Annotated in this window: 27 protein-coding genes; 10 read left to right on the top strand and 17 right to left on the bottom strand. The window is 61.9% G+C overall.

Annotated features, from left to right (window positions below; all coding sequences use genetic code 11):
- The first annotated feature begins 61 nt into the window (after window positions 1-61).
- The 10 genes from DCD74_RS12620 (at window position 62) to DCD74_RS12600 (ending at window position 6,699) form a co-directional block, all read left to right on the top strand.
- Window positions 62-808, top strand: a complete 747-nt coding sequence (locus tag DCD74_RS12620) for a hypothetical protein (protein WP_162615881.1) — start codon at window positions 62-64, stop codon at window positions 806-808.
- Between the two features lie 129 nt (window positions 809-937).
- The gene (locus DCD74_RS02560) at window positions 938-1,327 is read left to right on the top strand and encodes a ribonuclease E inhibitor RraB (RefSeq protein ID WP_112925940.1); all 390 of its coding nucleotides are present in this window, start codon (window positions 938-940) and stop codon (window positions 1,325-1,327) included.
- Window positions 1,328-1,454: 127 nt separating this feature from the next.
- A complete protein-coding gene (locus DCD74_RS12615; protein WP_162615880.1) occupies window positions 1,455-1,790 on the top strand; it encodes a hypothetical protein in 336 nt (111 codons plus the stop codon).
- Window positions 1,791-1,896: 106 nt separating this feature from the next.
- Window positions 1,897-2,400 carry a gentamicin resistance ATP-binding protein Gar gene (gene gar / locus DCD74_RS12610; RefSeq protein WP_162615879.1) on the top strand — a complete coding sequence of 168 codons (504 nt, stop codon included), beginning with the start codon at window positions 1,897-1,899 and terminating at the stop codon, window positions 2,398-2,400.
- Window positions 2,401-2,507: 107 nt separating this feature from the next.
- Entirely contained in the window at window positions 2,508-2,966 is a 459-nt protein-coding gene (locus tag DCD74_RS02555) for a hypothetical protein (RefSeq protein ID WP_112925939.1), read from the top strand.
- Between the two features lie 665 nt (window positions 2,967-3,631).
- A complete protein-coding gene (locus tag DCD74_RS12820; protein WP_217424278.1) occupies window positions 3,632-3,997 on the top strand; it encodes a hypothetical protein in 366 nt (121 codons plus the stop codon).
- Between the two features lie 506 nt (window positions 3,998-4,503).
- Window positions 4,504-5,136, top strand: coding sequence for a type B-3 chloramphenicol O-acetyltransferase CatB3 (locus DCD74_RS02550; protein ID WP_000186237.1), 633 nt, complete (start codon window positions 4,504-4,506; stop codon window positions 5,134-5,136).
- A 145-nt stretch (window positions 5,137-5,281) separates the two neighbouring features.
- The gene (locus tag DCD74_RS12605; protein ID WP_162615878.1) at window positions 5,282-5,662 is read left to right on the top strand and encodes a hypothetical protein; all 381 of its coding nucleotides are present in this window, start codon (window positions 5,282-5,284) and stop codon (window positions 5,660-5,662) included.
- 134 nt (window positions 5,663-5,796) lie between these two features.
- Window positions 5,797-6,255, top strand: coding sequence for a hypothetical protein (locus DCD74_RS02545; RefSeq protein WP_112925938.1), 459 nt, complete (start codon window positions 5,797-5,799; stop codon window positions 6,253-6,255).
- Window positions 6,256-6,324: 69 nt separating this feature from the next.
- On the top strand, window positions 6,325-6,699 hold the full coding sequence (locus tag DCD74_RS12600; protein ID WP_162615877.1) for a hypothetical protein: 375 nt from the start codon (window positions 6,325-6,327) through the stop codon (window positions 6,697-6,699).
- Between the two features lie 1,216 nt (window positions 6,700-7,915).
- On the opposite strand, the gene DCD74_RS02535 is transcribed toward DCD74_RS12600, so the two are convergent.
- The 17 genes from DCD74_RS02535 to DCD74_RS02460 form a co-directional block, all read right to left on the bottom strand.
- Window positions 7,916-8,695, bottom strand: a complete 780-nt coding sequence (locus DCD74_RS02535) for a hypothetical protein (RefSeq protein WP_112925936.1) — start codon at window positions 8,693-8,695, stop codon at window positions 7,916-7,918.
- 4 nt (window positions 8,696-8,699) lie between these two features.
- On the bottom strand, window positions 8,700-10,676 hold the full coding sequence (locus tag DCD74_RS02530; RefSeq protein ID WP_112925935.1) for an SPRY domain-containing protein: 1,977 nt from the start codon (window positions 10,674-10,676) through the stop codon (window positions 8,700-8,702).
- Window positions 10,673-10,993: a hypothetical protein gene (locus DCD74_RS02525; protein ID WP_162615876.1), complete on the bottom strand. Its 321-nt coding sequence runs from the start codon at window positions 10,991-10,993 to the stop codon at window positions 10,673-10,675. The genes DCD74_RS02530 and DCD74_RS02525 overlap by 4 nt, the downstream gene beginning before the upstream one ends.
- Window positions 10,990-14,304: a hypothetical protein gene (locus tag DCD74_RS02520; RefSeq protein ID WP_112925933.1), complete on the bottom strand. Its 3,315-nt coding sequence runs from the start codon at window positions 14,302-14,304 to the stop codon at window positions 10,990-10,992. The genes DCD74_RS02525 and DCD74_RS02520 overlap by 4 nt, the downstream gene beginning before the upstream one ends.
- The gene (locus tag DCD74_RS02515; protein ID WP_112925932.1) at window positions 14,301-18,782 is read right to left on the bottom strand and encodes a tape measure protein; all 4,482 of its coding nucleotides are present in this window, start codon (window positions 18,780-18,782) and stop codon (window positions 14,301-14,303) included. Before DCD74_RS02515 ends, DCD74_RS02520 begins: the two co-directional genes overlap by 4 nt.
- Window positions 18,779-19,096 carry a DUF1799 domain-containing protein gene (locus DCD74_RS12595; protein ID WP_162615875.1) on the bottom strand — a complete coding sequence of 106 codons (318 nt, stop codon included), beginning with the start codon at window positions 19,094-19,096 and terminating at the stop codon, window positions 18,779-18,781. Before DCD74_RS12595 ends, DCD74_RS02515 begins: the two co-directional genes overlap by 4 nt.
- A 35-nt stretch (window positions 19,097-19,131) precedes the next feature.
- Window positions 19,132-19,485, bottom strand: coding sequence for a hypothetical protein (locus DCD74_RS12590; RefSeq protein WP_162615874.1), 354 nt, complete (start codon window positions 19,483-19,485; stop codon window positions 19,132-19,134).
- Between the two features lie 110 nt (window positions 19,486-19,595).
- Window positions 19,596-20,576: a hypothetical protein gene (locus tag DCD74_RS02505; protein WP_112925930.1), complete on the bottom strand. Its 981-nt coding sequence runs from the start codon at window positions 20,574-20,576 to the stop codon at window positions 19,596-19,598.
- Between the two features lie 3 nt (window positions 20,577-20,579).
- On the bottom strand, window positions 20,580-20,774 hold the full coding sequence (locus DCD74_RS02500; RefSeq protein WP_112925929.1) for a hypothetical protein: 195 nt from the start codon (window positions 20,772-20,774) through the stop codon (window positions 20,580-20,582).
- Window positions 20,771-21,202 carry a phage tail terminator protein gene (locus DCD74_RS02495; RefSeq protein WP_112925928.1) on the bottom strand — a complete coding sequence of 144 codons (432 nt, stop codon included), beginning with the start codon at window positions 21,200-21,202 and terminating at the stop codon, window positions 20,771-20,773. The genes DCD74_RS02500 and DCD74_RS02495 overlap by 4 nt, the downstream gene beginning before the upstream one ends.
- A gap of 17 nt (window positions 21,203-21,219) precedes the next feature.
- Complete coding sequence (locus tag DCD74_RS02490) at window positions 21,220-21,726, bottom strand: DUF1320 domain-containing protein (protein WP_112925927.1); 507 nt, start codon at window positions 21,724-21,726, stop codon at window positions 21,220-21,222.
- Between the two features lie 3 nt (window positions 21,727-21,729).
- The gene (locus tag DCD74_RS12815; protein WP_217424277.1) at window positions 21,730-22,107 is read right to left on the bottom strand and encodes a hypothetical protein; all 378 of its coding nucleotides are present in this window, start codon (window positions 22,105-22,107) and stop codon (window positions 21,730-21,732) included.
- Between the two features lie 50 nt (window positions 22,108-22,157).
- Window positions 22,158-23,069, bottom strand: coding sequence for a Mu-like prophage major head subunit gpT family protein (locus tag DCD74_RS02480; RefSeq protein ID WP_112925926.1), 912 nt, complete (start codon window positions 23,067-23,069; stop codon window positions 22,158-22,160).
- A complete protein-coding gene (locus DCD74_RS02475) occupies window positions 23,069-24,070 on the bottom strand; it encodes a phage protease (protein ID WP_112925925.1) in 1,002 nt (333 codons plus the stop codon). Before DCD74_RS02475 ends, DCD74_RS02480 begins: the two co-directional genes overlap by 1 nt.
- 91 nt (window positions 24,071-24,161) lie before the next feature.
- Complete coding sequence (locus DCD74_RS02470; protein WP_162615873.1) at window positions 24,162-24,578, bottom strand: hypothetical protein; 417 nt, start codon at window positions 24,576-24,578, stop codon at window positions 24,162-24,164.
- Window positions 24,578-25,336: a hypothetical protein gene (locus tag DCD74_RS02465; RefSeq protein WP_162615872.1), complete on the bottom strand. Its 759-nt coding sequence runs from the start codon at window positions 25,334-25,336 to the stop codon at window positions 24,578-24,580. The genes DCD74_RS02470 and DCD74_RS02465 overlap by 1 nt, the downstream gene beginning before the upstream one ends.
- A gap of 225 nt (window positions 25,337-25,561) precedes the next feature.
- Window positions 25,562-26,128, bottom strand: a complete 567-nt coding sequence (locus DCD74_RS02460; RefSeq protein WP_112925922.1) for a phage virion morphogenesis protein — start codon at window positions 26,126-26,128, stop codon at window positions 25,562-25,564.
- Window positions 26,129-26,143 lie beyond the last annotated feature (15 nt).

Genomic DNA, 26,143 nt, shown 5'->3' with positions numbered 1-26,143 from the left:
TTGTCACAACGCCGCGGCCGCAAAGCGCTCCGGCTTAACTCAGGCGTTAGGCGCTCACAGCATGGTCAAGTTCATCGCTGCACTTTTCGCAACACTGACGCTCTCTGCTTGCACCTGGGCACCATCCGATGAGCAAAAGTTCGCCGAGCTCTCTAAGCGCTGCAGTTCCGCCTCAGAAAGAATTTTGGACAATTCAGCGGACGCCGCAGTTCTTCTGATGAGGAGCTATGGATCCATTCGAGGCACAAAGCCAGATCCGTCACAGATTGAGCCCTTCACATATACCGCATTTGATAGTGAGGGCGGGCGCGGCGAACCAGTCGGCAAGGCAAAAATTTCGACGCTGGATTTGGAGTACGCACCTGGCTATCTGCTGGAGGCCCTTTTCACAGGCAATGATCACTTGGATGCTGCTGTTTGGCCATCGAATAAGAAAGGTCCTAAGTTCGGAGCCTGCCCTGAAAATAAGTACATACTTGTTCGCTCACTTGATGAAGCCACGAAAGCTTTTCGCGGTGTTTGCAATGCAGAGCAGGTACTAAACTTCGAAGAGATGCAAGTACAAGCGAGGTACGTGGTTGACTATGCATATGGCGCGCCGGACAGATATGACATTCGGCCTTTCATATTTCGTGTTAGAGACAGGAAAAACTCCAGAGTACTTGCGACTCAACTGAGCTACCAGTTGCTGCGGGGCGCCATGCATGAGCCAAAGAACCGTTCGTTTACTGCATGGGGCGGAGCCCAAGGCGTTGAGAATTGTCCGCTGACCCCTCCTGATCAGGTCATAAAACGCGTCTTCCGTTAACCACGCGCCTAACAATTCGTTCAAGCCGACGCCGCTTCGTGGCCCGGCCTTTTGTGCTAGCGTGTAGCACAACGCCGTGCCACTACGCAGCGCGGCTTAACTCAGGTGTTAGATGCGCAGGAGCCATCCATGAAGCTCATTAAGTTCTTACTCACGGCAATAGTCCTCTTGCTCCCGGTATGCGGCTCAGCATCACCACGGACGAGCGACCATCACACCGATCAGACCGTAACACTGGAAATAGACAGGTCACAGCCTTTCGAGCTTGGCGTCATCATCGTATTCGATAGCGAACCCAAACAATTTGAGGCGCTAGCAAGGCGACTGTTGGAAAATGGTTTCGACCCAAGCCTAGATGTCATTCAATCTGACACTGGTCACATTCAGTACATTCTCATGGCTCAGAAAACCATGATGTTCAACGCCGATACGTTCAATGCTTTGAGCTCTACTCTGACTAAGGCGGCGAACGAAAGCGGCGGAAAGCTGTCCTGGAAGTTTGCCCAGATTAAAAAGTAGCGGCTGCGCATCTAACAATTCGTTCAAGCCGACGCCGCTTCGTGGCCCGGCCTTTTGTGCTAACTTCAAGCACAACGCCGTGCCACTACGCAGCGCGGCTTAACTCAGGTGTTAGGCCGCACAGCAAATGACCAATCCGTATCAACCACCCGCATCCGAGTTGGCAAGCGCCACCGCACAGCGCCGATGGTTCCCACGCTCTCTGGTTGCATTTGGTTCTGGGGTTGTGCTGATTCCTCTACTCTTGTTTTTGTTCTTTCGGCTGCTTTTCCCAGTGGAGGCGCGCGGATACGGCAATACTGGTTTCTCGGTAGCAGTTTTGCTAGGTGGTTCTCTGGCCGCATATCTGGCGGCAGCGCTCAGGCGCATGCCATTCTGGCTTGTGGTATTACTAGGGCCGTTAACGGTATTTGGCACCGTCGTCGTGTGGATCGCTTGGGTGGTGACCACCGGCGCGGCCTAACCATTCATTCAAGCCGAACGGGCTTCGCCCGTCGGCTTAATTCAAGTGTTAGGCGGCGTGCGGATGGCGTGGCAAGATTGTAGTGAGTACATAACCGAGTTTTTGCATGATTATTCTGCTTAATGGACCGCTCGGAATCGGTAAATCCACGCTATCTGAGGCATTGACGGAACGGGTTGATTGGTGCGCCATGCTTGACGGCGACCACCTCATCGAACTCAATCCACCTCCTGCCAATGAGCAGGAAACGCTTCTTTCTGTGAGCACACTGCTCATTGCTCACTATCAGAGCGTCGGCTACCGCAACTTCGTTCTCAATCACCTGTGGACCGTTCCCGCCGACCTCAGTCAGTTTCGCGCCAAGCTTTCGGAGCTTGACTCAGACGTTCATTGCTTCCGTTTGACATTGCCGGTTGAGGAGAACCTCCGACGTATTGAGCGTAGAGCAAGTGCAACCGGACTTGACCGATCGTACGAGTTGGAGGTGTTTGCCGAGGAGCACACAGTTTTCTCTGGATGTTACGGACACGAACTTGGCGTTCCACTAGATGCATCGAGTTCGCCAGGCGAGCTTGCGAGCCAAGTTCTGGCGTTGCTTGGACTTCATTAGGCAAGGCTTGGTCGGAGCGCCGCCTAACATTTCGCTCAAGCGGACCAATCAATCGCTACGCGATTGATGTGGCCGCTTAGCTCCAGCGTTAGGTGCCATTGGAAAGTATGTCGTTAGCCAAAGCACAAATCGGCAAGTGCGGCGAGCTTCTGGTGCAGTACCAGCTACTACTGCGTGGCATTGAGTCAGCTCCAATGAGCACCGACACAGGCATTGACCTTGTCACTTACTCTCCCAAGCTACCTCACCCCATCACAGTTCAAGTCAAGACCAACCTTCAATCAAAACCCGGTGGCGGCAAGGGCAAGCTCGCGCTTGACTGGTGGGTTCCAAATGACACACCCGCTCATTACGTGGCGCTCGTTGACCTTTCCAGTGAGAGCATCTGGTTCATGTCGCCTGCCGAGCTGCGTATTCACGCACAGCAGCAGCCCGCTGGCCGGCTTCACATTTACATGTACACGGACACATCTGCTCGGCCTCGCCGCTCAGACCGTCTGGCACACTTGTATGAGTTCGAGCATTTCAAGCTTGCCAACCGGGTGTCCGCCGTCTATGGCACCTAACAATTCATTCAAGCCGACGCCGCTTCGCGGCGCGGCTTAATTCAGGCGTTAGGCCACTCATGCAAATTGCAGGTGAACCGACTCACAGTTTTTTCGGAACGCGACTATCGGAGTGGCTTCTCCGCATACCGAACGAACTTCACGTAGATGCAGTCGGGCTCTGGCAAGTCATGCCAACACTCACTCATGAATTCGGTTTGTCCGGCTCTGGACTTGAAGACGCAGTACGAGCTGCAGTTCGTGGTTTACTCACTGCTGGAGCACTTCCAGTACAAGGTTCCAGAGACCCAGACCGCTGGAACTTTCGCACGGACCTTATCGCTCCCGGAGAGACCGGAGTGGATCGTGTCATAGAGTATTGGTATAGCTTGGGCCGCGAGCCTAGCGTTGGAGATATATGGTTCGCACTCCCGTCGCAAGTGGCCTAACAATTCGTTCAAGCCGATGGCGCTTCACGGCCACAATTTTTTAGGATAAGTTCTTACCTTATTGTGGCCGTGCAGCACCACGGCTTAACTCAGGCGTTAGGCCTTGGCCGCACCTCAGCTTTCTTCCAACTTGTCTTTCAGTAAGATAAACAGCCACACAAATATTCAGGAGAAACGCCATGTCTCAGCTCGCGATCACCAAAGAACAATTTTTCAATTTTGATTTCGAGGTGAAAAATGTCCAAATGGATCGAGGAATACGCCAAACACGCTGCTCTTAATTTTGGTCAAGCATCACAAGGGCTGCGCTACTTGTTGACACACCCAAAAGCGGATCGCATCGCTAAGCGAGGCACCGTACGACACATGCTTCTTTCGCTAAAATTGCGGAGCAAGCTGGTGGTCAATGACTTGTTTTTCGCAATCTTGCCGCCGCACTGGCATCATACAAAAGAGCAACTAGCAAGCTTGCACGCAGTCTCTCTTAAGCGTTGGTTCCAAGCAGGTTATGGGCCATATCGGTTCGCGGAAACTGGAGAATTACTGCCTCTGCACGAGGTTTTCCGTGAACCACGGTGGGATCCTCGCTGCGATGACGCATGAGAGGCCTAACAATTCGTTCAAGCCGACGCCGCTTCGCGGCGCGGCTTAACTCAGGCGTTAGGCCGCAGAAAAGCGAAACGCATATAACCGCTCGCCTTTCCGCTGGTCTTTCGCGTCGTTTGCACTCGACGCTCCCTGTATCGCCTTCGGTGCCACGGTGGGTTGGGCTCCGGGAACTTTCCGGCGTGGCGGGCCACGGTGAAGCACTCATCAGGCTCCAGAACGTCCCTCGCCCGTTGGCCCGCCGCTTCATGCTCGCTCGCACTCGACGCATGCTTCGGACACATCTTCAAGCCAGGCCGTCGGCTCCGGCTACACCTCCTGGTCGCGGCGGTTGCACTCTCGGCTTGCGGAACCTATCTTGCAGCCTAACTATTCGTTCAAGCCGAACCTACTTCGCTACAGCGACCGCATGGCAGAAAAAGCTTGCCATGCAGCCGCCTACGCTACGCAGGTCGGCTTAACTCAGGTGTTAGACGGCAAAGTCACAGACCGCGGGATCTCTTATGACCAACTACTTTGATAGCCCCTTCAAAGGCAAGCTGCTTTCTGAGCAAGTGAAGAACCCCAATATCAAAGTTGGGCGGTACAGCTATTACTCTGGCTACTATCATGGGCACTCATTCGATGACTGCGCACGGTATCTGTTTCCGGACCGTGATGACGTTGATAAGTTGATCATCGGTAGTTTCTGCTCTATCGGGAGTGGGGCTTCCTTTATCATGGCTGGCAATCAGGGGCATCGGTACGACTGGGCATCATCTTTCCCGTTCTTTTATATGCAGGAAGAACCTGCATTCTCAAGCGCACTCGATGCCTTCCAAAAAGCAGGTAATACTGTCATTGGCAATGACGTTTGGATCGGCTCTGAGGCAATGGTCATGCCCGGAATCAAGATCGGGCACGGTGCGGTGATAGGCAGCCGCTCGTTGGTGACAAAAGATGTGGAGCCTTACGCTATCGTTGGCGGCAATCCCGCTAAGAAGATTAAGAAACGCTTCACCGATGAGGAAATTTCATTGCTTCTGGAGATGGAGTGGTGGAATTGGTCACTGGAGAAGATCAAAGCGGCAATGCCCATGCTGTGCTCGTCTAATATTGTTGGCCTGCACAAGTATTGGCTCGAGTTTGCCGTCTAACAATTCAATCAAGCCGATGCCGCTTCGCGGCACGGCTTATTTCAGGCGTTAGACCAGAAAAACAACGTTCCGATGTTGCTTTAGCCAAAAAAGACAGACACAATGATTGCGCTTCACAAATAACTTCACCGAAACAGGGGGAAACATGCGTCACATTATCGCTGCAGGATTTATTACTTGCTTTCTCACCGCTTGTGGCGGCCCATCGACTTGCGCCAATTCTAGCGGGAAAAGTCTGCTGAAAGATGCTATTGAACAGACTTTTGACGAGATGCATCCTAACTTCAAGGCTAATTTCCCGGGCCAGGACGGCGCAGATTTCGTAGATAATGTCAAATTAGGACTCTTCGAAACCCTAGATTCTGATGAAGAGTCGGGTGTCTATCATTGTAGCGTTCAGATTGACAATGACAGAAATCCACTTCTTAGTAGCAGACATGAGTACATTATCGAAAATACAGATGATGGCCCTCAAATAAGATTTAATGAATCTGCACTTATTAGGGGTATCGTAAATTCTATCTGAAGGAATTTTGAGGCCAATCTGGTCTAACAATTCGTTCAAGCCGATGGCGCTTCACGGCCACAATCTTTTAGGGTAAGTTCTTGCCCTATTGTGGCCGTGCAGCACCACGGCTTAACTCAGGCGTTAGCACCCACATGGCACAACGATCGCGTCTGACAACAGGTTTATCCGGCGTAGCTGGCGAGTACTTCGTCGGCGCCGAGCTTTCGCGTCGTGGCTACATAGCTTCGCTCACTCTAAAGAACACTCGCGGAATAGATATTCTTGCGTCAAACGCAGATGCAACAAAGAGCGTTGGGATTCAGGTCAAGACCAACCAGAGTCGCGGCAAGGAGTGGATGCTCAACCAGAAAATTGAGACCGAGCTTGCCACCAACCTGTTCTTTGTCTTTGTCCGCTTAAATGACCTCGACGCACCTGAGTACTACATAGTTCCACGCAGCCATGTCTCGGAGTTCGCTCGTACAAATCATGCAAAGTGGCTCGCCTCGCCAGGTAAAAATGGTCAGAAGCGCAACGACACCCCTATGCGCAAGTTCCGCGACACGGAGAACAAGTACTTGAGCAGGTGGGATCTGCTTGGGCTTGACTGAGGTGAGTGCTAACAATTCATTCAAGCCGACGCCGCTTCGCGGCGCGGCTTAATTCAGGCGTTAGGGCGCATGTCGGACATCCAGATGCGATTTGAAGAAGGAGCCAGCGACGTCGATCCGTCGCGCCCTCTCATCTATCTCTGGGAGATCATCGGATCCGATGGAACGGTGTGCTGTCGCTACGTGGGAAAGGCATCTGGTGGAGCACAAAGGCCGCGCACGCAATACCGACGGAACGTGAACAACATCCTGCAAGGGCGTCCCTACCGTAAAGGAAAGCCCGATCAGTTCCGTGCAATTCACCGCAGAATGGCTCAGGCGGTCCGTGTGGGGGAAACCATGCGTCTCACACTTGTTTGCAACGTTGCCCCCGACCAAAACATCAATCAGGTTGAGCGCTTCTGGCAGGATCACTACGGCGCTGCAAATGGGCATGCGCCCTAACAATTCGTTCAAGCCGAGCCCGCTTCGCGGTCTCGGCGCTGGCGCTATGATTGAACCATCGCCGCGCCCGCTCAGCGGGCCGGCTTAACTCAGGCGTTAGGCCGCAGAAAAGCGAAACGCATATAACCACTCGCCTTTCTGCTGGTCTTTCGCGTCATTTGCACTCGACGCTTCGTGTCTCGCCTTCGGTGCCACGGTGGGTTGGGCTCCGGGAACTTTCCGGCGTGGCGGGCCACGGTGAAGCACTCATCAGGCTCCAGAACGTCCCTCGCCCGTTGGCCCGCCGCTTCATGCTCGCTAGCACTCGACGCATGCTTCAGACACATCTTCAAGCCAGGTCGTCGGCTCCGGCCACATCTCCTGGTCGCGGCGGGTGCACTCTCGGCTTGCGGAAGCTACCTTGCAGCCTAACTATTCGTTCAAGCCGAACCTACTTCGCTACAGCGACCGCATGGCAAAAAAAGCTTGCCATGCAGCCGCCTCCGCTACGCAGGTCGGCTTAACTCAGGCGTTAGGCCGCAGACAAGCGAAACGCATATAACCACTCTGTAAAGCGGCGAATGGTTTGCTAAATAGCGTCACATGGCTTGATAAATGCGCTTGAAGGGGCTTAAACGCGCCGTCTATCACCCTTCACAGCCTGCCAAATGACACCCTTTCTGAGGGCGCCTACGATAGCCCCATGCCTGCCTGCGACGCCGCCTACTTCGTAATCCTGTCCGACGGCGACCTGGGGTCATGGGCCAGGTCCCGAAGCCCCACGACCGCCCTCCTTGGATACGTGGAGGAGCGCCTGCCGGACGAGTTCCGAGACCCGGGCCGGCTGGTCAGTGCCAAGTTCGCGCGCGGTGAAACGACCAAGGGAGAGGCAGTCACTGAGATCCGGCCCAAGCCCCACGCGCGGTTCCGGGTGGGCCATAGGGGTGGGCTGCATTGGGTGACGACACGGCCAGAACGTCCGGCAAATGCCTCGACATAAGTGCTGTGCGGGTTGGCAGAGAGCAGGGGCAGCAGGTGCGGAAGAAGCCGGGTCTTACCGCCTGGCCAGGGGAACAACGTATTCAATTTCGGCATGTCTCAACTCGTGCGATGGGTGTTGGCCAGACTGACCCTGCTCTCGCGGGAGCAGCAGGGCCAAGGCCAGAATCACGCGGTCAAGACGCGTTGGTGATGGCGGCGGCTGGGCACTTGCCGGTGCCTGGCCGTCGCCCTGTTCTTAGTAGGCGGGCACCTCCTCGATAGAGCAGCTGCTGCGGTACCAATCGCCAGACACATGCTGCGCCGTACCGACACGCCCCTTGCCGTAGATGGCCGAGGCATTCAGCTCTGCTTTGTCGACCCCGCCGGCTGGCGTGCGATAGCGAGGCACGAACAGGCAGCGCCGGCCACCTGCCGTGACGGCGGCGAGACGCTCCAGGTCCATACCTCCCGGCAAGCCGCCATGACGTACAGCGGCCTTCCCCACGGCGGCCAATCGCGCATCGAGGCGGCGATAAGGGACGCGCTGCAGCGTGGAGAGACTCGAACCGCGAGTGCGGCCGATCTCCGAGGGGTCTACTACCTCCACGCTCCAGTCGGCCTCATGCTCGATGTCAGTGATCGGCAGCGCCACCAGCTCGCCCACGTCAACCGTCCCAGCCGGCAGCGCGAACTGCACGGTGTTGGATGCCGCGGCACCCATCACCAGAACGAACACGCCCAACGTGCCATCAGCGAATTCCTGCACCTCGCCTGGGACAACCTGGCCTCCAGCGGTGACCGTGACACCGGCGCCGGGGACCACGCCTTTCAGTCCCAGCACAGCCGCCACGCCGACCGGCACCGCGCTCGGTAGCGTCAGCGTCACGGTGGCGACGCCGGCTGCCTGATAGCGTGCGACGCGCGATGGCTCCCCGTCCACGCACGCGGCGCCGCCATCGACTGTCAGCCATGCGCCACCTGCGATAGCCACGGTAGGCGACGTGTTCCACTCTCGCGGCGTGTATCCGATCTTCATTCCGTCATCCCCACAAGGTCAACACGGTCGCGCCGGTGATTTCGTTTCGTTGAACACCACGAACCAGCAGCTTTCGGCCGCTGGCCAGCGCCATGTAACGCGAATATTTCGCCCTCACTGCATCGCCCGGAGTGAGGTTGATTTTGAGATCGCGGATCTCCCAGCGGTAACTGGCGCGCGCCACTGCATATATCCCCAGCACCCGATCGAGCTCCGCATAGGCGTCTTGCTCTCGCCAGAACAGCGATGTACGTGCCGGCGCAGTGTCGGCGTGACGATAGATCGGCGAGATGGCCCGATCGCTGTAGACCTGCCCCCAATGCGGCGACATCAGCCGCTCTCGCATCGCGGGCGGCACATCCTCAAGGTCGGTGACCAGATCAGCCGGGCCGTGGATGTAGGCATTGGGCCGATAGCCCATGCGGCGTGAAAGGGCGGGCGCGCCATCGTTCACGCGCACCACATCTCGCAGCAGCTGGCTTTCCTCAAGCTCAAGGACGATATCGGCATCGGCCACTGCCTCCGGCGCCACCACGCGCGCAATACGCAGCACGCCGTCGCCGTCACGCCACAACCAGGCCCCGTAGCTGGCCAGCGCGGCCGTAACGGCGGTCCAGGCGTCCACAGCGTCCCGACTGGAATAGCCGATGCCTGCATAACCTGTGGCCGCGTCGATCGCCGCTGCGTCCCCGCTGGCCCACGCCGACTTGCCAATGCGCCGGAAGCACTCGCCGAGGAATTGCTGGAGCGTGGCCGGCGTCGGCTCGCCTGAAGTCAGCCCGAGGCTGCTGCCATCGGCGGTCACCGGGCCGATGCTGGGCGAAGCCATCAGCAGCTGGTGCTTGTCGGCCGACTGCACCCATGTGCCGGCTTCCATCGCATCCCCGCGGTCGCGCACGACGCTGATGCCGTGCACCGGCGCATCCGCGAGAAAGAGTGCAGTGGCGTCACCGTTCGCCGGCAACGCTGGGATGTTGGCCACTGCACCGATCACCAGCGGCTGTGGCTGCCAGGCGAGCTGCGGAATGTTGGGCAGGAAAACCGCCGGGTTGAGCAATTCACCCAAGTCATCGTGAGCATCCGCCAGCGTCAGCGTGCGGCGCATGTCGTCCTCGACTTCTGCACCCGCCAACACATAGCGGCCCACGCCTTGCGCGTCCGCGAGCGAACCTGCCCGCGGCGCGGCGCTGACCTTGACTGGGAGCCCATCCGCCGAGCCTGTCAGCAGACCATCGACTCGACCCTCCGGGTCCATCACCCGAAGCGTGGCCATGCTGACAGCGATCGGCGCATCACCCCAGGGCCAGAAGTGCAGGGCCGAGAAGGTGTCGAACCCACCATCCGCAATCAGACCTTCGTAACGCGCGTTCGGCAGGACATCGCCAGGTGCGCTCAGCCAGTGCATGTCAGCCAGTCGCACAGGCGCTGCGGCCGCTGGCGCCGGCGCCCACGTCCCGGCCGGCGTTGCTGCTGGCCATTGGCCCGCGCTGATCGCCGCGACCAGCGTGCCGGGCTCGACGGCCGCCAGCGCGACGGCCGGATACCAGGTCACGCCGCCGGCCGGAAGGTCCCTCTCGTGGACCATGTTCGAACCGCGGTAGAAGCGCACTTTCCCGGCGGTGAAATCCACCTGCAGACCGACGATCTCCTGCTTGCCGATGACAGGCAGGCCGCTGGCCACCACCGCGCCGCCGGCGAATACCTGCCCGGTGTCCAGTCGCCAGCCGATGCCAGCCGCATCCGCGCCGATGAAGGTATCCAGAGATGCGCCAGGCTGCACCAGCCCTACCATCGCGACCAACGCGGCGTCACCCCACAGCGCCACTTCGAAGCCGACCACGCCACTACTGCGGCCGATATCGCCGCGCGCGGTACGCGGCGTGGACAACCCGGCTACGTTGCTGGCCAGCAGCAGTCCGCCATTGCCGGCGACCAGGCCCGTCCCGATCGGCACCGTTGCGAAGCGCGCAAAGGTCTTCATCGGTGGTAGCTCCCCAGGGCGACGTGCGCCACCTCGTGGCCGAGCGTGAGCGTGGCGGCGTCATCGACGCGCGTGGGCGGAAGGGTGTAGATCACCATGCGACCATCCGGCAGACGCCCCGCGAAGCCATGAAGCCGATCCCCTTGGTTCAAAGGCATGCCCGCGTCCCGGTAGACGCGCTCCAGCTCCGCGCGATCAACCACGCGCCACTCAATCGGCGGCAGATGGTAGACCTGACCGGCGGCGGGCTGCGGGTCGATGCGTTCGCCGCACCCCGCAAGCAGGACCACGGTGGCTATGGCAGCTGTCATTTTCATTGCTCGACCACCTCGATGGCGATCATGCGGGTTGTCGTGCCGCCGGGAACGGCTTGCATAATTCCACTGTTCTGCCGAACGCGGTAGCTGAAAGTCGTGCCACCGGCGTTGTGGATCAGCACCACCTTGCCGTTGGCGTAGGAAACGTAGGGCGTAAAGCCGGGTTCGCCATACTTCCCGTTGACGCCGTTGATGCCAGCGGTCTGTATCGTCGTCCATGCGCCGCCATCGATCGACACCTCGACCACGAACGATCCGCCATAGCGCACCTCGCTAAAGCCATCGTTGATGTTCGCGGTCTTATTGCTGTTGAAGCTGAACTCGGCGGTGATCTTGCGCTGCGTGGATGCCGGGTCTTTGGTGAACGTGGCGACGGTCGCGGTTATCGTGTCGCTATCCGTCGTGGCGCTGGCAGTCTTGACGTTGCTCGCCTTGATGACGCTGCCGCCGTAGCCCGACTTGCCGGTGTTGTCCATCCACATCGTCGCGTTGGCTTTCGTCGCGGCGGACTTTGCGGTGCTGGCCGGGCCGATCCACATTACGAGACTGTCGCTCCCCCAAGGGTCACCCTCGTAGAACGCGGCGCTGCCGAACACGCGATCCATCTTGTTGCGAGTGATCGTGACGCCCGTGCTTGCGCCGGTCATCAACTCGATCGAATCCGCCACCAACTCGAAGTTGGTCGCCAGCCCATCGTTGCCGATCCGGTAGCCGGTGACCTTGTTGCCGACCTTCAGGAACTCGACCTTGCTGGCCTCCATCACGCCCGTGCGGTAGGTCAGCGAGGTACTGCTGACTGCCGCACCGTTGACACCGCCAACTGCGAGATTGAGCGCGCTGGTCTGTGACACGGTTGCGGCAACCGTCGCCGCATCGTTGAAGCCAGTGAAGCGGCTGCCAACCTCTAGCTTGAACTTCGTCGCGCCGACCAAGTTGTCGGTATCCGCGATGATTAGGCGCGGCCAAAGGACGGTGATTCCAGCGGGCTTGGTGAAAGTCACCATCCTTCGGGTGAAGAAGTCGCCTGCCACAATGCCTGCATCCGGGCCATCGTAGCTTGGGGCAACCCCTTCGCCCGTCGCCCCGAGAACGTCAATCCATGCCACACCTGCGGCCCCGAACTTAATGACTTCAGCCGAAAGGGTCATGACCAATTCGGCTGCGGGTACGATAAAGCTAGGGCCTCCAGTGACGCTGGTTCCGCTGACAGGCCCAGCGGCGATGTACGTTCCGTTGTCGTCAGACCCCCGCCCAACGCCCGGTCCCAACGCCCAACCGTTCGTGTCTTTAAGGAAAGCGCCATTCGGGATCAGGTTCGGATTCGACTTTTCAAGCGCCTCGATGTCTACCAGCACTTGCTCGACCACACTACCTTCCGCCTTGCCTGCAACCTCGGCTGTCAACGCCGTTAACTTTCCGGCCTGCGAATGAATGGCACCATCTTCGCTGTATACAGTGGCGATGCCTCCCACCTCGAGCTTCACGCGGCGAAAAGCAACCCAGTTATTCGTGTTATCAGCAAGGAGTTGGAAGTAAAAGCGGTCAGCGCCAGCAGGGAGTGTGAAAGTGATTGATCGGCGCTGGTTATATAACTCACCCGACGGAATTACAGCGGGGGCAATCCAGTTTCCCGCTGTGTTGCCAGCCGCATCTTGAGCAACACCGTTTACATAGACTAGCCCGGTGTTCGAGTTATTCTCGCCCTCGAACGAAATCGTGTACGTGCTACCCGGATTCAAGCCCACTAACACTTTGGAGACAGTCATGGTGGCGCCGGAGTTCGGCGGAAATGCAGCGCGCGGCCCCCAGATGTCATTGGGTGAGGTACCACCTATGAGAGCCGTCGTGCCGTTAGAACTCCACGTGTTCCAGCCTTCAAATCCGAATGCAAACGTCGGGTTTGGAAGCATGTTCGGGTTCGGCTTTTCAACTCGCGCCCTGGTTTCCTCAAGGGCTCCCGCCGTAGCCTCGACCCCAGTTTCCGGGTTGTTGACTGTCGCTTCAATGGCAGAGGTTCGCACCCCCAAAGCGTTATCGCGCCCAACCGATGCGTTCTCCGCAACGACCACGCGCGCTTCGTTCGCAAGCGTGTCTGTGCCAGTGGGCATCCGCGCTTCGATCACGCTGGTACGCGAACCCAATGCGCCGTCCGCGTTGGCGCGTGCAGTGGCTTCGTCAACGACTTGGGCGCTGGTGGCAAGCGCGCCCGAACCGGCTGGCATCCGGGCTTCCACAGTGGTCACTCTTGACCCGAGTGCATTGTCCCGCCCGACCGACGCATCTTCCGCAGCGACCACGCGGGCTTCGTTGGCCAGCTTGTCGGTGCCCGTAGGCATCCGTGCTTCCACCCCGGACACTCGACCGCTGATCGCGCTGTCGCGGGTAGCGGATGCGTTTTCAGCGTCAATCACGCGGGCTTCGCTGGCGAGCGAACCCGTTCCAGTAGGCATACGGGCTTCGATCAAGCTCGTGCGTGAAGACAGCGCGCCGTCTGCATTCGCCCGCGCCGCTGCCTCATCCGCCACCATTGCCTCAGATGCCAGACCGCCCGTACCAACCGGGAACCGCGCAAGCATCCCATCCACGCGCGAGGATTCCGTTTCGATGTCGCTGGCGTTCTGCACGCCCATGCTGACAGCCGCAGCAACTGCCTCGCCGACGCTGGCGTAATTTCCAATGTCCTGCCAGTAGGTCTCGTTGGGCGGCGGCGTGTTGCCGGGCACCGCGGTCTTGGCGCGGTACAGATGGCCGCTGTAGCGCACGGAGTCGCCGGCGGGATACGGGTTCGCGTTGGTCCAGTCGTCGGCCGTGCCGACCACGTCGTTGATCTGCGCCTGCAGCGCGTTCGCGCGGGCCGTGGCCTCAGCCTTCGCGGCGTTCGCCTTGGCGGTTGCGTCGGCGGCCGCCTCGGCCAGCATGTCCGCGGTGACTTCCGTCAGCAGGTTGGGCGTGACGGTGCCTAGGTTGACCGGAGCAGAATCGATGCCGGCCTTGACGCGCACCACGCGCGCCTCGGTGGCGCCTGCCGGCAGCGTGACGAGGTACTGGGTGCCTTCATGCACCTCGGCCAGCGGCGTCCACGGCCCTGCAGGTGCCGGTGCGATCTCGACGCGGATGTGCTCGTAGGGGCCAAGTCCCGTCCACTGCAGCAGCACGCCATCGGCGACCGGCGTGCTCACCACGCCGGTGGGCGGCGCGAGGCCGGCGGGCGGCGCGACCACCGGAAGCCAGCTGGCATAGACCGGCACCACGGGTGTCATCGCCGGCAGTTCGCCGGCGCCGATATCGACCAGGAGCACGCGCTCGGTCATCGCACGAACACGCCGCCGGAGACCGATTCGCGGATGGTGCCGGTCGCTTCATCCGTGGCCAGCTCGACCAGGCGCTCAAGCAACCGCTCGACGCGACCGCCACGGTCCGGGTCACCCGGCATGTAAAGTCCGCCACCGCCATCGCCCCCGATCGGGCCGCCACTGACTGGCGGCGGCGCGGGCAACGGAGCGGCGATCGGCGGTCCGGGCGGCACCACGACCGGCGCCGTATCCTGACGCCAGCCGGCCGCCAGCTCGAACATCTCCTGGGCGATCCTGTGCGGGAGGTCCATCAGGATCTGCGCCAGCTCGCCCATCGTGGTGCCGTCCTCAAGGGCGAGGCCTGGCATTGCAATCGACTTCAACAGGCCCGTGACCTGGCCATAAAGAGCGTTGTAATCCGCACCGGATGCATACAGGTTGCGGCCGAAGCCAAGCGCTGACTGCGCCATGCTGTTGGCCGTGTTGATGTCGCCCTCGCTCACTGCCTTGCGGAGCTGGCTCAGCGACTCCTGCAGCTTCTGGGAATCGGTCAGCGGCGACAGGTCGGATAGGCTGAAATCACGCAGCAGGGCGTCTCGCTGCGCCTCCATCTGTTTTTGAAGATCGGCCATGCTCTTGGCACGCAGCAGCTCAATCTTCGCCAGATCCTCGGACCGCGCACCCGAAAGCCCGAGCGCCTTGGCCAGGTCGTTGGCCTGCTTCACCTGGTTGCGGTACTGGGTTTCGATGTTGAGCGCCGCACGCTGCCATTCGTTGAGGCCAGTGGTGCGCAGCTCGGCATCGATGCCACCCATGAACTCTCCGTACTGGCGGGCGGCGTCGGTGACACGCTGATAGGTTTCGGCCAGGGTCTCCGCGCCGCGCGACATGCGCTCAAGCGCTTCGGTCACGGCCGTGATGCTCCCAGGCCCGGTGTTGGTCCACAGCTGGGTGGCGTTCTTGACATCGCTCTGGACCGCCAGCATCAACGTCGCGTATTCGGTGATCGCCTCGGGCGTGCCGCGGTAGCGATCCGCCAAGGTTTCAATCTCGCTGGCCGCCCCGACCTGCTTGGCCACGTTGAGCAGGTTCTCCGCCACCAGGCGCTTCGAGAAAGCCTCCTGTGCTTCGTTGTACACACGGCCGGCGATGGTGCCGAACTCGCGCTGCAGGTTGCCCTTGGCGTCGAACTCGCGACGGAAGCTGGCCGAGATCAGATCTGGCATCTCCACTCTGAGCCCTGCGGCCGCCTTGCTCACCGAGCTCTGCAGGCCGTCGAAGTACTCGTTGAGGCCCTTCTGCGTCTCTTCGTCCAGACCAGAGGTGACTGTGCGCCACTTGCGGCCACGGAACAGACTCTGGTTCCGGACATCGGTTCGGGTGTTGTAGCCGCTCGCGCCGTCGCTGTTGAAGTCGAACTGCTGGGCAGCGGACTGAGTCTTGAACTTGGTGCCGAACAGCTTGCCGCCGGACAACGCGTCGACAGCGATCGCCGCCAGCGCGATCCAGCCGACCACGGGAATAGCGGCAAGACCAGCAGCCGCGGCACCCGTGATTGCAGCGCCACCGGCGGCCGCCGTCACCGCCGCACCACCGGCCACCATCGCGCTGTAACCCACTGCGCCATAGGCCGCCGCGCCCATCACCTTGCCGGGCGTGTCGCCACCCTTCTGCCAGCCGTAGTACGCGCCGGCGGCCGCACCCAACCAGGGCGCAGCGGACGAGGTGAGGAACTTCGACATCGTGCCCTTGTTGAGGACCACTCCGCCGATCTGCCCGAGCGAACCGAGCGCGCCACCACCCCCAGCTCCGTTTCCCGTGCCGAACGTATCTGCTCCGCCGATGGCGCCCAGCGTTCCGAACGAACCGCGGCTCGCGCCACCGACCGCACCAACCAGGCCGGCCATCTGCCTGGCCATGCTCGCCATCGAGCCCCAATTGTCCGTGCCGGCAGAGCCGCCGAATCCACTGCCGCCCCCCCGGCCCGTGATCGCACCGAGTACCGACTGCCAGAAGCCGCCGCCATTGCCGCGCGCCTGCTGATAGGCACCAAACATGCGCTGCAGGCCTTCCATCCAACCACCCGAGCCGCCACCCTGACCGCCGACCAGGCTGCCCCAGCCACCGGTGCCGGCGCCGAGATCCACCTGCAGCCACTTGCCCAGCTGGGCCTTGGCGAACATGGCACCCATGTCGGCGATCCATCGCTTGAACGCGTCGCGCGTCTGCGACAGAAAATCCTTCGTGTTGCGGAACCCGTTGGCAAACCACTGCCCCCAGGCATCGGCCACGCTGGTGATGGCGCCGCGCCACTGCTCCCGGTAGCGCTCGGCCAGATCGGTCTGCTCGCGCATCACCACGAGCGCGCGCCCGCGGGCGCGAGCTTCGTTCTCAAGATCCTGGACTTCCTGCTCGCTGAACTTGCGGCCTGCGTCGCGGGCGTCATCAATCGCGCGGCGCAGCTCTTCCTCGGCGCGCAGCTCTTCGTTGGCGATCTCGCGCTCGCGGCCCGTGAGGCCGATCAGCTGGCGCTCGCGCTCCATGTCGGCGAGCATTTTTTCGGGTGCGCCCTGGCGGCGCTTGATTTCTTCGTTGGCCTTGCGCGCGGCCTCGGTCTCTTCCTCATAGACGCGCTTCGCATCCTTGACCAGGGTGTTGTAGGCGGCCTGCTCGATACGACCCTTGCCCAGCGCATCAGACAGCTCGGCCAGACGCTGGTCACGCTTGACCTCAGCCTCCTTGAGCGGTCCCTCCATCGTCGCGGCGGCGCGGGCAGCCTCTTCGCGCCAGTTCTTCATGTCCTCCAGGCGCTGCTTTGCGTCGTCCTTCACCTTTTTCGGCTTCGGCGTCTTCGTGTCCGTGGTCGGGATGTCGAGTTCAGCGGGTTTTTTCTCCAACCCTATGTCAAGCACGTTGGTGAAAATCTTGTCCCAGTTGGATTCAAGCTGTGAATCAACCGTCGCAAGCGCACGCGCGTTCTTCGCGAGACGAGCGCGTACTTCGCTGGGCGTGACCACGAAGTTTTCGCCCTCCTTTGGAAACAAGTTGATGCCACCGCCCTGCCGCTGCAGAGAGTTCAACCTTTCGCGCTCCTTTAGAAGAGCGCTGCGTGTTTCTTTCAGTTCGGTGTTGGACTGGTTCAGCGCTTTGCGATCCATCGACTCGCGTGCATACGCAGCGTTTTCAACCACACTCCCTATGCTGCTGTAGGCAGCATCAGCCGCCGTCTTAACTGCCATAAGCTTGCCGACAACCAAGCCAAGTGCGATCAATATCGCGCCCACCGGGCCACCCACGAAAGCCAGCATCCCGCTGCCAAGCCCAGCGATTGCTGCGCGCGAAGCCGCCGTGGCTGCAGCCAATCTCCCCTGGGCGGCAGCAAGTGCTGTTGATGCCGCCGCCGCCCCGCCAGTCACTTGTGCATAGCGCAACTGCGCTTGCGCCGCTTCAACTGCTGCTGCTGCCGCTCGCCGCTCTGCTACTGCGCCGGCAACGGTAGCGATTGTCTTTTTGACCGCAGCTGCCGTGGCCGCGACAAACGCGCCTACCACGCGCCCCATGTATATCACCGCCAGGGCAGCCCCGACCTTGATCAGCATGTCGATGTTCTTGGCCAGCCCGCCGATGACAGCCGCAATCTGCGCCGACGCACCCTGCGCCTGATCAACCTCACCAATGGCCTTCAGTGCTTCGTTCTTGAACTGCACCCACGCGCGGCTCATAGTCAGCGGTACGGCGGCCGCTTCCTCGGCCAGCTTCTTGGCCTGTGGCCCGGTGAACGCCTTCAGCAGAACATCGACGGTCAGCTTGCCGTCCTCGGCCAGTTTCTTGAGTGCGCCACGCGTGACGCCCATCGAATTCGCCAGCAGTTGCATCAGCCGTGGGGCGGCCTCGTTGACCGCATTGAATTCCTCACCGCGGAGCGCGCCAGCGCCCATTGCCTGGGAGAGCTGCAGGATGGCGCTGGCCGATTCGGCCGCCGTAGCGCGTGAGACCAGCAGGCCACGGTTGACCGTTTCGGTCAGCGCGGCCACCTGCTGTTGCCCCACGCCGTACTGCTTGAGCGCACCGTAGGCGCGGCTGTAGAGGGTGACCGTCGCGTCGAGCTGCTGATATGTCTGCTGGGCGATGCGGAAGGTGTCCGCCTTGGCCTGGGCCAGCTCGCGCTCGCTGCCCGCCGTCTGCCGCAGCTTGCCGATGATGTCGCTGTAGCTGTCAGCCATGCCAGCCAGCTGGCGGATCGTCTGCACGCCCACCACGCCGGCCAGCATCGTCTTCAGACCGCCCAAGGAACCGCGCAGGGTGTTGACCTGACGCTCAGTGCGCTGGGCTGCGTCACCAATGCCGCGCACCTGGCGCGCACCGGCCGCCGCCTGGTTGCCGGTGTCGCGCGCCTGGGCACCGAGCTTGCCCAGCTCCGCGTTCGAGGTCCGCACGGCCGCCACCAGTTGGCCGTTCTCGCCGACGATTCGCAGGGTGACGGTTTGCTCGCTCATCGGTTCCTTTCGTTCAACGCCTGGGCCGCGTGGCGCCCCATGTCGATGACCTGGTCGAAGGTGTCGGGATGCGCTTCCAGGTCGATTCGCATCCCGGTGATGGCGGCCATCGCCTCAGTGGCGGTGATGCCGGTGGCCATCGGGGCCGCCATGCCGCCGGCGATGTACTGCGGGGAGCAACGCATGAAGACGTGCGTGGCCACCCAGTTTTCTTCCAACACCTCCAGCTCGATCTCGTTGGTGGTATCGCCGGCCTGCTCTGTGCCGATGGCGAGGAACTCAGCGGCGGTGAGGTCTTGCTCGTCGTCCAGCACCGGGCGGTCGGCGCTGGGCGGGATCTGACCGAGGGTCAGCGCCCGCGCGAGCGTTTCGCGTTTTTTGCGGCAGCCCCGCTCATCAGCTCCCAGAACTGGCCGACGATCTGTGCCGACAGGGACAGGTCGTTGCGGATGGCGGCACGGGCATCGTCCTCGCCCAGCTTCTCGCCATCGGCGCCCTGCACGTCGTCCTCGATCTTGTTGACCACCACGTCGTATATCAGCCGATCGTCGTCGTCTTCCGCGTTGGCCATGCGGTCCAGCTCGGCGCGATCGATGACGTTGAAACGCACTCGCAACGTGGCCTCGTTGACGCTGCCGTCTTCGTTGGCCTGCCGCAGACGGCAAGGGTGGAGGATGGTGTTGACCTTCTTGAGCTGGAACATGTGGGCTTCCTCGAATCGGGTTTTAAGTGGGTGTGAAGCGCCTTCACCTGCGGCACCAGGTGAAGGCATGGCCTTGGTGTGCCGGGCCTGCTCGCTCTCGCGTCAATCCGTTACGGCGTGGTGTCGCCGAACTCGATGTAGAACTCGTCGCCGCCGGCATCGCTGGCGATGCACGGACCGGACAGTTCCCAGCCGTAATCGCCGTCGATGTCGACTTCGTTGATCTGCTCGATCTGGCCGCGGATGCCCAGCTCGCTGTACTTGTTCGCGGCTTCGGTCAGGCGCAACGTGGCGGTGATCAGCGTGCCGGCGTCGCGCACGGTCCAGGGGTTGAACTCGGCGAGGTCGGTCTTGGCCAAGCGCAGCGACCAGGTCGCCTTGCGGTCATCGATGCCGGTTTCCTCGTGCGAGGTGTATTCCTTGGTCTTGATCGAGTTGTTGAAATCGACCTGCAGGGACTTCGCCCAGACCACCAGGTCGGCGCCGCCGGGCAGCAGCTTCAGCGTGGTCTCGGTGTTCTCGGCACGGGCCACGGTGGGCACCACGCCCGGCACCGTGATGGCCGGCAATGCCTGGGCCTCGACGTTGTCGTAGGTGCCCTGCACGCGGATCTGGCCCTTGAAGCGATCGCCTACCGCCAGGGAGAGGCGGCTGACGTTGTGGCGGGCGGCCTCGACCTTCTTGAGGGTGCCGGCATGCCAGAAGTAGGCATCCGACAGCGGGATGCCCTGGCTGATCGGGTTGTAGCGGGTGGTCTTGGCCACGGCATCCTTCACCGCGGTCATGCCAGCGGGCAGCAGCAGGACGCCGCAGTCGGCATCGCTGGTGGCGGCCGCACCCGGCGTGGCCGGCGGATAGAGCTCGAACTCGCCTTCGATGAAGGCGCGCTTCAAGCCGACCACGAACGGGTCGCTGGTGAAGTGCGGGCGGTCCACCGGGCGCTCGACCTTGTCGAACTCGGTGCCGGAGCTGCCGTTGAACAGCATCACGCCGTTGGCGGCGGCGGTCGGCACCACGGCTGTATCAGCGGTGACGCGCAAGGCGAGTGCCAGGGCGCGGCGCTTGAAGGATTCCAGGTTCGGCTGGGCCATGACTTACTCCTTGATGGAAGTGGTGCGGCGGCGGAACATCCGGCCGGCGGGCCGTTCGGCCTCCGGGTCGGTTTCGTCGTCGCGGGATTCGGGGGCGGCTTCAGGCGCTGCGGCCGGCGCCGGCGCGGCGTCCAGGTCGACCAGCTGGCCGTTGACCATGTGCCAGTTGCCGTGGCGGGTCGGGGTCGGGTTGCTCATGGCAGCACCTCGTTGTGGATGCGAAAGGCGGTGTCGAATACCTGCTGGCCGGCGTACCAACCGGCCAAGTAGTTGTCGTCGCGGCCGGCGCGGAAGCTGATCGCTTCGAAGGCATCGGCTGGCGCCCAGCCCACGAGTGCGCCGCGCACCTGGGCGATCACGTCATCAGCCAACTTGCGCGCACCCGCGCCCACGCGCTCGCCCGCGGAATGCCGGACCAACAGGACCACCTGCAGCTGCGTGTTGACGTTCTGCACGGACACGTTGGGGCCGGAATACTTGATCTCGCCACCGCGATCGAAGGCCAGCACATACAGCGCGACCTTGACGCTCGGCGGGGTCTTGAGCACCGCCTGCAGGTCAGCAGCCGCACCTACGGTCTTGGCCAGCGGCACCTTGGCGGCCAGGCGCGCGATGACGTCTGCCACCGGGAATGCCAAGACGCTCACAGGCCACCCAGCGAATCGCGGCTGAAGCGACGCGGGTTGCTGATCACCTGGGCGCCGGCGTTCTCGTCTTGCGCTAGCGTCGGGTCATTGGCGCCGAGCGACAGCTTGCCATCGGCGATCTGGTCAAGCGCGCGGATGGCGTCGCGGTAGTCGCGCTCGATGCGCCCCGTGGTTTCGGTCGTCCCCTCGCGCTGCGGGTGCAGGTGGTAACGCGCGATCGCGCGGGTCCAGGTAACCAGGACGGGGAAGTGAGCCGGGTCCAGCGGGAGCACGTAGCCGCGCTTGGCCAACCTCACATCAACCTCGGCGGTCGCCTGGACGATGCGGTCATCGATCGCCTGCAGGGCTTCGAGCGCCGAGAGCTGGTCTTCGGCATCCCACCCCGACAGGTTCTCGCCAGCGATCGCTGCCTTCAGCAACGCCGGTAGCACGCCGAACAGCTCGGAGAGCTCATTCAAGCTCTCCGGGCCATCGATCAACTGCGCGGGCGCGAGGTAAACCATCGGTTACTTCTTCGCGTCCGCCTTCTTGCCGGCAGCGGCGGCCTTCTCGGCAGCGGCGGCCTTCTCGGCAGCGGCCTTCTCGGCAGCGGCCTTCTCGGCGGCGGCCTTCTCGGCTGCAGCCGCTTCGGCGGAGGCCTTCTCGGCTGCAGCCGCTTCGGCGGAGGCCTTGCGTGCGGCCTCGTTGTCCTCGGCCACGAATGCCACCAGCAGGTTCGGCTCATTCGCGATTGCTTCGAACTCGGCGTCGGTCAGTTCGGAGACCGCGATCTCTACCGGCTCACGACCGAATTGGCGGCCGGCACGGAAGAACTTTTCTGCGGTCTTGGTCTGGACGATGATGGCTTGAGCGGCCAGGCCATCGGCGATGGGTTTGTTCGACATATCAGGCTCCAGCGAAGCCGGCGACAGGCGCCGGCTTCGCATTAGGTGGATCAGGCCAGCCAGGAGGTGGTGACCAGCTCGGCGCTGCCACCCCATTCGTTGCCGCCGTTCTCGTCCTTGACGAGCAGCTTGCGCGCCGCGCCTTCCAAGGCAGGCGGAACCACCAGCAGATTCGGGCGGACCCCCAGCGGGCGGCCACCGTCGCCCTTGAACGACTGCATGGCGGCGCGGGCGGCGGCGTAGTTGGCGGCCGTCAGCGGCTGGTTGCTGGCATAGGCCATCTGCCAGAAGCCGAAGCCCACGTTCGAGCGCATGTCCGCGCCGAACTCGATCTCGTTGCGGGTGAAGACGTTCTCGTCCTTGTCACCGCTGCGCATCAGCAGGACCGGCTTCTTGCGCTCCTGGTAGATCACCGGCTTGATCGCGCGACTGGTGTCCATCAGGTACCAGATCGGGTTGCCCGCACAGCCGACCAGGTCGATATCCGAGTTGGCCACCGTGGTCACGGCACCGGTGCCATCGACATTGGCGTACACCGGGTGATCGGTGTCGAAGTAGTTCTGGCCGTCGAAACACAGGGTCGTGTGGCCGACTTTCAGCAGCGGGAACACCAGCTCATCCGGGTGCGACGCGGCGGCGCGGCCCATTTCCTGGAACAGCGGGTTGTAGACGCCGACTTCGTCGTCCTCGATGTCGGTGCGCTTGACGCCGACGGTCGACTCCCAGTCCTTGTTGACCAGGGAATAGCCGTGTTCCTTCATCGAGTTGATCGTGCGGTTGCCGATCCACTCGCGGAACTTCGGAAACTGGCCCAGCCAGCCGTAGGTATTGCTCTTGGTGGTGCTCGGCACCACCGTGGCGACCTTCAAGTAGTCGCTCGGGGTGGCGCCCAGGGCCTGCTGGAACTCGCGGCGGAAGCCGACGAACAGCGCCTGGACGAGCGCATGGGTCACGAGGGCCATTACTTGGTCTCCTTGTCGCCGTCGAGTTCGGCGATGAAATCGGCTTCGGAAATGCCCAGCAGGCGGCACGCGTCCTTCTGCTCGGCGTTGAGGGCGGTGGACTGACCGGCCGGCTTGCGGCCACCCAGCTTGGTGTCATCACCGACGGCGACCGCCGCGCCCACGAACGCCTTGAAGCGCTCCAGGCCTTCGGCATCGCTGCAGGCAGCGCGGTGGTAGTCCTCGGTGGCGGGCGTGATCTTGCCGGCCTTGAGGGCGCCGTCGATCGCGTCGTCCACGGCCTTCTTGTGGTCGGCCGTATCGCGGTCCTTGAGCGCCTGCTCGGCGTTCTGGGCGCGCGTCACCAGGTTGTCGTAGTCGCCACGCGGCACGTAACGGTCCAGCGAGGGCTGCTCGCCGTTGGCGGCTTGGGCGGTCTTGAGATCGTCCTGCATCTTGTTGATGCCTTGGGCGATCGCGTCATCGGTGGCGTCGGCACCCAGGCCGAGCACGGCCGAGATCGCCGCTGCCAGCATGGCGGAACGGTTCATTGCGGTTTCCTCTTCGGAGTTGAGCGCTTGCAGGCGCAGGTTCGGGGTGTTGGTGAGCCCTACGCTCACCATCCGCACGATGCGGAGCGTGTCCTTGGCGTAGTCGAAGACGGGGGACAGGAAGCGGTATTCGCGGTTCTCCACCTGCGCCTTGGCACGCGGCGTCCAGTTGGTGCGGGCCAGCAAGGCGCCATCGCGGATCTCCAACTCGGGATGCCAGGCGGCGGCTGGCGCGTCATCGCCGTTCTGGGCGCGACGCTGCGTGGCGTGCTCCCAGTCCATGACCAGCTCGATGCCGCGCTCGTTGAAGGCGGCCATGACGGAGTTCTGCGCTTCGGCGTCCCACCGCCAGCGACGGCCATCGCGGCCGGCGACGTAGCCGTCAGCGTCCGGCGCGGGAATGACCTCGACCCATTCGGGGGCTTGGCCATTCTCGAGGGTCAATTCGGCGTTGAGGGCGATGCGCGGCATGGACCCATCGTCGGGGTCGCGCGGGATCGCTTGGGAGTGGCGCGCGCCACTCTAGAAAGCAGAAGCCCCGCGCTGGGCGGGGCTTTCAGATCTATTTGATAGACGCTGCGAACTTTAACAACCGATCCACACGTCCCAGGTGAAGTACAACCATGCGCGGATCATAGTCACCAGAGCTAGTAGTGTCGTAGTCAGCCAAATGACGCGCCGACATGATCGACTCGTAATGGTTCACCATCTTCAGCGCCTCTGCACCCTTTGCCATGCGTTGACGCTTGTCCGGATATTTGGCAGCAAAAGTCCGCAAGGCATACGGGATGAAGCCGTGCGTGACACAACCCATGTCTCCCAGCGTGCCCGGGTCAGCCATGCACTGCAGTTTGGCGCCAAGTGAATGGAACGCCGCATAGTAGGCACGATTGACAGCTGTGCGCCGAGCTAACTGGGTTGCAGTCGGGGTGATGCCCTCGTTTGCCGCTTCTCGAAACTCCGCCGGACTGACAGCCATCAGACGTAGCTCATCTGGACGTTGATATGGCCATTGACGAACGCGCCGACTTCTTCCCGGATCAGGGTATCGATCATCTCGTCTTCAAGATCGAGCATCGCTTCAGGCTCCGCCTCGATCCCGAATTGCAGCGTAGCAACAGGCATGCCGCGCTCAGCACAGCGCGGACCGTTGTCGACAGAAATCACGGCAGAGTCCCAGCCATGAGCGCGCAGCACATCCGTACAAGCCATGAAGACCTTGCTGAAATCAGCTGGGTTGATCTCGTACTTCTGCACGTCATCTACGAGCTTTTCAAGCATCCCTCGTTCCGAGTTCGAGCTGGAGTGCTCAAGCAAAGAGTCACCCAGAAAACGCTGGAGATCGTCTATGAGACCGAGTGGCACCAAGATTGAAAGCGCCTCGTAGATGTCCCACCCGACGGCACGCTCCGCGAATAGATACGAGAGCTGGTCGAGAACACGTTCCGGCTGGCGCGCACACAGGTAAGCCTTGGCCACGTTGGCTTGCGCAATGGCGTGGTCGGGAAACTCTTTTCTCAACTGATCGCGCGCAACATCAATCGCATCCACGTCATCACGCAGCGACGCGATGCCCGCCTGCAGGAACAGGTAGGCTGCGCGGTCCGAGCTCCGGACTCGCTGTGATGTGAATTCCAACTGCCTGAGTGGGAGCTCCCGCTCATCATTTCGGAGCTGTCGCACACGATTAAGCTGATCAATAAGATCGTGCGAAGCAGGCTGAGGACGCCCGTTCATGCCATGCCTTCCTAGCTAACGCCTGAGTTAAGCCGTCGAACCTGAACAGGCCGAGTGGCTACATGTGGCGAACAGTAGCACACACCCCCTGACCCCCTCCCTGCCGCCCGTCACCGTTTTAAACCCGTTTAAATCGCTCCAGGCGCCCCGAGCACCCCGCCCCGGCTCCGCTGGTTGCTCCCCAGGGCCTGGAGGCCCGCACAGGCGCTCCCACGCGCTTGCCCCTCAGCCGCCCGCCGGGGTCAGATCCAGCCAGCTCTGCGCCAAGGTATCGATGGCCTCTTCGTCCGCGGCGGACAGGCCCATGAACGGACGCGCCGGCAATCCTGGGTGGGTCACCTTCTTCACTACGTGCGCGGCACCTTCGCGGGCATTCACCGGCCCTTCTTTCCCGCGTCCCGGCCCGGATAGATGCGTGGCCCGGGCGCCGAACGCCAGCGCCTTGCCGTTCTTGGGCTCGATGACATAGGGACCATCCGTGCCCTCCTGGTGCCAGCGGGCCTGCTTGGCCGTGGCGCTCAGCTCCACCCACGTGCTGCCGTGGCTCGGGTAAATCTGGTCGCGCATGGTGCCGGTGTCCAGGAGCGGCGTACGGCCGCTGCCATCCCGCAGCGGCGCCCAGACAGTGCCATCAGGGGCGATGCCGGTTGTAAATCGCGCCTGCGTGCTTTCCAGGAGCGTTTCACCTATGTCGGCCATCAGGCCGGTCAGGTCCGCGCTACGCCGCAGCAGCTCGCCGAACCAACGCTCAGCGCGTTCAGCCTCGACCTGGATCAGGATGGTGTCGGTCATGGTATGGTCCGCTCA

It is taken from the genome of Lysobacter oculi (genome assembly GCF_003293695.1).
Classification (GTDB): Bacteria; Pseudomonadota; Gammaproteobacteria; order Xanthomonadales; family Xanthomonadaceae; genus Solilutibacter; species Solilutibacter oculi.
The sequence above is the reverse complement of the archived record's forward strand: the minus strand, read 5'-3'. Positions and strand labels throughout refer to the sequence as shown.